Genomic DNA, 6000 nt, shown 5'->3' with positions numbered 1-6000 from the left:
CCCCTCCCCCGATCCGCCGCCGAGCCCTCCGCCGCAGCGCCGCCCCTTCCGGGATTTTTTGCGTAGGGCTGGGTGACGACAGCGTACCTCTGGGGCGCGGTCAGCCGCGCGCGGCGTCGCGCTCCAGCCGCTTGCGCAGCCGCGTGGCACCGTAGACCTGGGCGAGGCGCTGGCGCGCCGCGGAGACCGGCGGCGCCTCCCGCTCGGCCCGGGCGGCGGCGATCACGAGAAGCGTCGTCGCGATGGAGTGATGCAGCTGCCCCTGCGCGCGGGCGCGGTCGAGGGCGTCACCGGATGCGCGATCCGGCGGCAGATCGAGGTTCGCCATGGTCCAGCCCCTGCGAGTCCGATTGCGGATCCCGCGTCCTTCTTCCGGGACGACCGTGACAGGTTTTTGCACGCCCGATGGTCGGATCAAGGCAGCTTGGCCGTAAGGACTGGACGATGTCCGTCCTCTTCCGGCAGCCGCGGGCAGGCCTCGCGCGGCGTCGGTCGCCCGGTCCGGGCGCTCGCCGCAGCGAAATCTAGGCGAACAGCGCGTCGATCGCGTCCTGCGCCGTCGCCGGACCGCCCATCTGCGGGCCGTTGAGCAGCAGCGACTCGTTGCGCTGTCGGCGGTCGGCCTCCATCTCGTCGATGCCGGCCGCGTCGCGGGCCTTCACGGCGGCGCTGAAGCGGGCGAGCCGGCCTTCGAGCTGGCTCATCGCCTCCGCCACCTTGGCGATGCGCTGGCCGGTGATGTCCTGGAAGGTGCAGGCTTCGAAGATGTCGTAGATCTTCGCCTCGACCGCATCGCGGTAGCCCTTGCCCTCGGGCAGGGCGAGGATGGCCTCGGCCGTGTTCATGATCGAGTTGGTCGCGCCGGCGGTCGCCGCCACCACCTCGCTCAGCTCCTCGTGGACCATCGGCAGACGGTCGCGGGTCAGCTCGTTGGCGCGAAGCAGGGCGATCGCGTCCCGCAGGCTGGCGATGTACTCGGCGATGTCGAGGAGTTCTTTCACCATCGCCGAAGGACTCGAATTGTGCGACCGGCCGTCGCGTGCCGTTAGCGTCATTCCCATGGTCGAACTCTTAGCCGATCTTTTGGGGCCGATCTTTCGGGTGATCTCTCGCGACGTTCTGATTCGACGCGTGCGAGGTCGGCCGTGCGCTGGTGCGGCCGTTCCTCCGGCGCCGGACCCGACCGCAAGGCGTTCGGGATCGGCGCTCGCCACGTCGTCGCACCACTCTGGCCCGCCGGCTCTTCGGCTCCTCGCGAGAAGAGACTCCGTCGGCGGTCCGAGCGATCAGGCCCCGCAGACCGCCTCGATCTTCGACTTGAGGGTCGCGGCGTTGAACGGCTTGACGATGTAGTTGTTCACGCCGGCCTTCTTGGCGGCGATGACGTTCTCGGTCTTCGACTCGGCGGTGACCATGATGAACGGCGTGGTGCGCAGGCCCTCGTCGGCGCGGACATGGCGCAGAAGCTCGTAGCCGGTCATCGGCTCCATGTTCCAGTCGGAGATGACGAGGCCGTACTTGCGGCCCTTCAGGCGCGCGAGGGCGGCGGTGCCATCGGAGGCGTCATCCACGTCCTCGAAGCCGAGCTGCTTGAGGAGGTTGCGGATGATGCGCACCATGGTCTGGTAGTCGTCGACCACCAGGATCGGCATGCTGAGGTCGAGGGCCATTTGACGTCTGCTCCGTGTGTACCCTGATCGTTGCTGGCGGCGCGCGGCCCTCTCGAGCGATCAACGTCGCATCGACGCGTGCGAGCGGAGCTGCCTTCCGTCCCTCGAACAATAGGCGGCCCGGATTGCGAAGCGGTTAATCCGGCGCCCCGCCCGACTCGCTTGACCGGGGAGACTGATTTCGCCAAGTCTCCGGCCCCGCGAGCCGGGCCGCACGATCACGGACGCGCCGGCGCTCTCCGTCGGTCCTCTCCCTCCTCGACACGCCCTCGACACCCGCAAGACATCCGATCGCAGGAGCCGATGCCCTCAGGCGACGAGAACGCCGTGCCGCCCGCCGGGACCGGCCTCCCCTCCTCCCCGACGCCCTTCACGGTCTGCCGTGAGGACGATCCGGTGCCGCCGGCCCTCGCGGGTGCCGTCGCCGCGCTCGGAAATTTCGACGGCGTGCATCGCGGCCACAGGACGCTGATCGAGACCGTGCGCGCCGAGGCCGGGTCGCACCCCGCCGCCGTGCTGACCTTCGAGCCGCATCCGCGCGCCTTCTTCGCGCCCGACCAGCCGATGTTCCGGCTCACCGGACCGCGGGCCAAGGAGATCGTGTTCGCGCGGCTCGGGCTCGACGGGCTGATCGTCCGCCGCTTCGATGCACGGCTCGCCGGCACCGGCGCGCGGGACTTCGTGGAGGGCTGGCTGCGCGACGAACTCGGCCTGTCCGGCGTGGTGATCGGCCACGATTTCCATTTCGGCCGCGGACGCGAGGGCTCGCCGGGCATGCTCGCCGATCTCTGCGCGGCGGCCGGCCTCTCCTGCCGGATCGTGCCCGCAGTCTCGGCCGATCCCGGCGACGCGCCGATCTCGTCGAGCGCGATCCGCGCCGCCCTCGCCTCCGGCGACGTGGCGCGCGCCAACGACCTTCTCGGCTATCGCTGGTTCGTGCTGGCCCAGGTGCGCCACGGCGACAAGCGCGGGCGCACGCTGGGCTACCCCACCGCCAACCTCGCCCTCGACTCCTGCGGGCTCGCCCACGGCATCTACGCGGTGCGCGTGCGCCTCGCCGACGGCCGCCTGTACGACGGCGTGGCGAGCTACGGCCGCCGCCCGACCTTCGACGACGGGGCGCCGCTCCTCGAAGTGCACCTGTTCGACTTCGCGGGCGACCTGTACGGGCAGGAAGTCGCCGTCGAGCTTCTCTCGTACCTGCGCGGCGAGGAGAAGTTTACGAGCGCCGAGGCGCTGGTCGCGCAGATGGACGTGGATTCGGCGCGGGCCCGTGCGGCGATCCGGGCCGACCGCGTGCCGTCGATGCTGGACTGAGTAGGCCGGGACGGCGACGACGTTTCGAAGCGCGCCGACCCTCCACGCGATCGCTCCGGCCACTCCGGCAAGCCCATCGCTCCTCATGCTGAGGCGCCCGCGTCGCGGGCCTCGAAGCACGCCCGAACGATCGATCCGACGGCGCCGCCCGCTCGGGAGGAGCGTCGAGGCCTGCTTCGAGGCTGCGGGCGCAGCGCCTCAGCATGAGGACGGGGAGAGACGCCGGAACAAGTCCGTCGAGCACGCCTCAGAGCATGCTCGGAAGGATCCGATCCGGCGGCCGGTGGCCGTCCATGAAGGTCTTGATGTTGATGATGACCTTCTCGCCCATGTCGGTCCGGCTCTCGTGGGTCGCCGAGCCCATATGCGGCAGCAGCACCACCTTGCCGGTACGGGCGAGCCGCACGAGGCGCGGGCTCACCGCCGGCTCCTGCTCGAACACGTCGAGGCCGGCCGCCGAGATCTCGCCGCCCTCGATCAGCCGCGCCAGCGCGTTCTCGTCGATCACCTCACCGCGGGCGGTGTTGACGACGATCGCCTCGGGCTTGAGCAGCTTGAGGCGGCGGGCCGAGAGCAGGTGATAGGTCGCGGGGGTGTGCGGGCAGTTGACCGACACGATGTCCACCCGCGCCAGCATCTGGTCGAGGGATTCCCAGTAGGTCGCGTCGAGGGATTCCTCGATATGCGTCGGCACCCGGCGGCGGTTGTGATAGTGGATCGACAGGCCGAACGCCCGCGCCCGGCGGGCGAGCGCCTGGCCGATGCGGCCCATGCCGACGATGCCGAGGCGCTTGCCCGTGATGCGTCGGCCGAGCATCCAGGTCGGCGACCAGCCGGTCGTCCAGTCGTCGTCGGGAATGATGCGGGCGCCCTCCGCGATCCGGCGGGCCACCGCCAGGATCAGCGCCATGGTCATGTCGGCGGTGTCCTCGGTCAGCACGCCCGGCGTGTTGGTGACCGTGATGCCGCGCTCCAGGGCCGCCGCGACGTCGATGTGATCGACGCCGTTGCCGAAATTGGCGATGAGCCGCAGGTTCGGCCCGGCCTGGGCGAGCAGTCCGGCCCCGATCTCGTCGGTCACGGTCGGCACGAGCACGTCGGCCTCGCGGATCGCGGCGGCGAGCGCCTCCTGCGACAGCGGCGCGTCATCGTGGTTGAGGCGTGTATCGAACAACTCGCGCATGCGCGTCTCGACCGCGTCCGGCAGACGCCGGGTGACGACCACCAGCGGCTTGCGCTTCAACGACGACATGTTTCCTCCCGACGACGCCGCCCCGCGTTCCCGGCCTGCGCCGACCGCCTCCCCGCTCTGCCGCGGAGGCCCGGCTTACGCTCCCTTAACCATGGCGCGGTCAGATGGAGCGGAGGCGGACCGGACGAACCGGCCTGCCGCAGGACGTTCGGCCTCTCTAGCAGAGAGGTCGGCGAACACAATGCGGCCCCGCCCCTGATGGATGAGTGCCGAACGGCCGATCGATCGGGCACCCGCCCGCCGACGTTTGCCGCAGGTGGTCCCGGCATCCGCCGGCCTCGTGCGGAAACGTCACCGCGAGAACGACTTTGGAGCCACGGATCGGAGACGAGGCACGATGCGCCCGCCTGAGCTTCCCTCGATGAACCCGCCCCTCAATCCGCCCATGAATCCGACCCGCCTCGCGCTGCTCGCAGCCCTGTTCGCCCTTCTGGCGCCCCTGACGGCCGAGGCCGCGCCGCCGCCTCCGTCGGAGGTCGGCAAGGGGCCGGTGACGAAGCTGCCGGTTCCGCGCTACGCCAGCCTGAAGACCAACCGCGTCAACCTGCGCGAGGGCCCCTCGAAGGACCACCGCACCTTGTGGGTGTTCCAGCGCGAGGGCCTGCCGGTGGAGATCGTCGCCGAGTTCGAGACGTGGCGGCGCATCCGCGATTCGGAGGGGACGGAGGGCTGGGTGCTGCACTCGCTCCTCTCGGGCCGCCGCACCGCCGTGGTGATCCCGCCCTCCGGCGAGCGCGCCGACGCGACCAAGGCCACCGTGCCGCTGAACGCCCGCGCCGACGACCAGTCGGCCGAACAGGCGCGGCTGCAGCCCGGCGTGATCGGCAGCGTGAAGAGCTGCACCGGCACGTGGTGCCGGCTCGTCGTGCCGCTTCCGGACAAGCGTGGCGACGTCGACGGCTACATCCGCCAGAGCCGCCTTTGGGGCGTCTACCCCGACGAGCGCGTGGAATAGGCGAGAGCCGGAAACGAAGAAGGGCCCGGTGATCCGGGCCCTTCTTCGTCACGATGGCGGCCGGAGCCGAATCAGGCGCGGCCGGACACCTTGCGGCGGCGGAGGCGGACGATCACCTCGACGCCGGCGATCTCCATGCCCTCGGGGGCCTCGGGCAGCGAATCGACCGAGATGCCGCATTCCGGCATGTCGAGAACCTCGCCTTCCTCCTCGAGGAAGAAGTGGTGGTGCTCGCTCGGGTTCGTGTCGAAATAGGCCTTCGACCCGTCCAGCGCGAGCTGCCGCAGCAGGCCCGCCTCGGTGAACTGATGCAGCGTGTTGTAGACGGTCGCCAGCGAGACCGGCACCTTGGCGCGCATCGCTTCGTCGTAGAGCATTTCCGCCGTCAGGTGGCGGTCGCCGCGGCCGAACAGGAGCCAGCCAAGCGAGAGGCGCTGACGGGTCGGGCGCAGGCCGGCCCGGCGCAGGCGGTCGCGCAGGTCCGAGAGCGGGCAGCCCCGGCGCCCGGCGCCATCGACCGGCGAGAGGGACCGGGCGTTCAGTACGGCCTGTAGAGGCATCAGATCGGACATCGCTGGGAACGATTCCCACTTATTTAGAATGAGTATAGCAAGCAAATTATACGGATCATGAAGCCCTGCGGCAACCCGTCCGGGATCCAGGTCAGGCTTGATAGGTGGATGACGCATGGCTCATCCCGCTTCCGCGCGTATCGGACCGTCGTTCACTTCGGGTCGGCGCGCTTTGTGACGGCGGGAAGGCTGTGCTAACGAGGCGCCCATTCCGTCACGCCCCGTCCGCTCTCC

At 70.1% G+C, this 6000-nt stretch carries 7 protein-coding genes; 2 read left to right on the top strand and 5 right to left on the bottom strand.

Annotated elements, in window-relative coordinates; genetic code table 11:
• Positions 1–100: 100 nt before the first annotated feature.
• The 3 genes from ABS772_RS03535 to ABS772_RS03525 form a co-directional block, all read right to left on the bottom strand.
• Positions 101–328, bottom strand: coding sequence for a hypothetical protein (locus tag ABS772_RS03535; protein ID WP_350392216.1), 228 nt, complete (start codon positions 326–328; stop codon positions 101–103).
• A 196-nt stretch (positions 329–524) separates the two neighbouring features.
• On the bottom strand, positions 525–1004 hold the full coding sequence (locus tag ABS772_RS03530) for a protein phosphatase CheZ (RefSeq protein WP_373875193.1): 480 nt from the start codon (positions 1002–1004) through the stop codon (positions 525–527).
• Positions 1005–1286: 282 nt separating this feature from the next.
• Positions 1287–1670 carry a response regulator gene (locus ABS772_RS03525; RefSeq protein ID WP_003604011.1) on the bottom strand — a complete coding sequence of 128 codons (384 nt, stop codon included), beginning with the start codon at positions 1668–1670 and terminating at the stop codon, positions 1287–1289.
• 303 nt (positions 1671–1973) lie between these two features.
• On the opposite strand from ABS772_RS03525, the gene ABS772_RS03520 reads away from it, so the two are divergent.
• Entirely contained in the window at positions 1974–2987 is a 1014-nt protein-coding gene (locus ABS772_RS03520) for a bifunctional riboflavin kinase/FAD synthetase (RefSeq protein WP_350392213.1), read from the top strand.
• A 247-nt stretch (positions 2988–3234) separates the two neighbouring features.
• On the opposite strand, the gene ABS772_RS03515 is transcribed toward ABS772_RS03520, so the two are convergent.
• Positions 3235–4239 carry a 2-hydroxyacid dehydrogenase gene (locus ABS772_RS03515; protein ID WP_238257031.1) on the bottom strand — a complete coding sequence of 335 codons (1005 nt, stop codon included), beginning with the start codon at positions 4237–4239 and terminating at the stop codon, positions 3235–3237.
• Positions 4240–4600: 361 nt separating this feature from the next.
• Here ABS772_RS03515 and ABS772_RS03510 point away from each other — a divergent pair, with 361 nt between their 5' ends.
• Positions 4601–5194, top strand: coding sequence for an SH3 domain-containing protein (locus ABS772_RS03510; protein ID WP_373875194.1), 594 nt, complete (start codon positions 4601–4603; stop codon positions 5192–5194).
• Between the two features lie 71 nt (positions 5195–5265).
• On the opposite strand, the gene irr is transcribed toward ABS772_RS03510, so the two are convergent.
• On the bottom strand, positions 5266–5766 hold the full coding sequence (irr, locus tag ABS772_RS03505; RefSeq protein WP_017482654.1) for a Fur family transcriptional regulator Irr: 501 nt from the start codon (positions 5764–5766) through the stop codon (positions 5266–5268).
• Between the last annotated feature and the right edge of the window lie 234 nt (positions 5767–6000).

This window comes from Methylorubrum podarium (genome assembly GCF_040270385.1).
Classification (GTDB): domain Bacteria; phylum Pseudomonadota; class Alphaproteobacteria; order Rhizobiales; family Beijerinckiaceae; genus Methylobacterium; species Methylobacterium podarium.
Note: the sequence above shows the minus strand (reverse complement) of the source record. Positions and strands in the feature narration are given on the sequence as shown.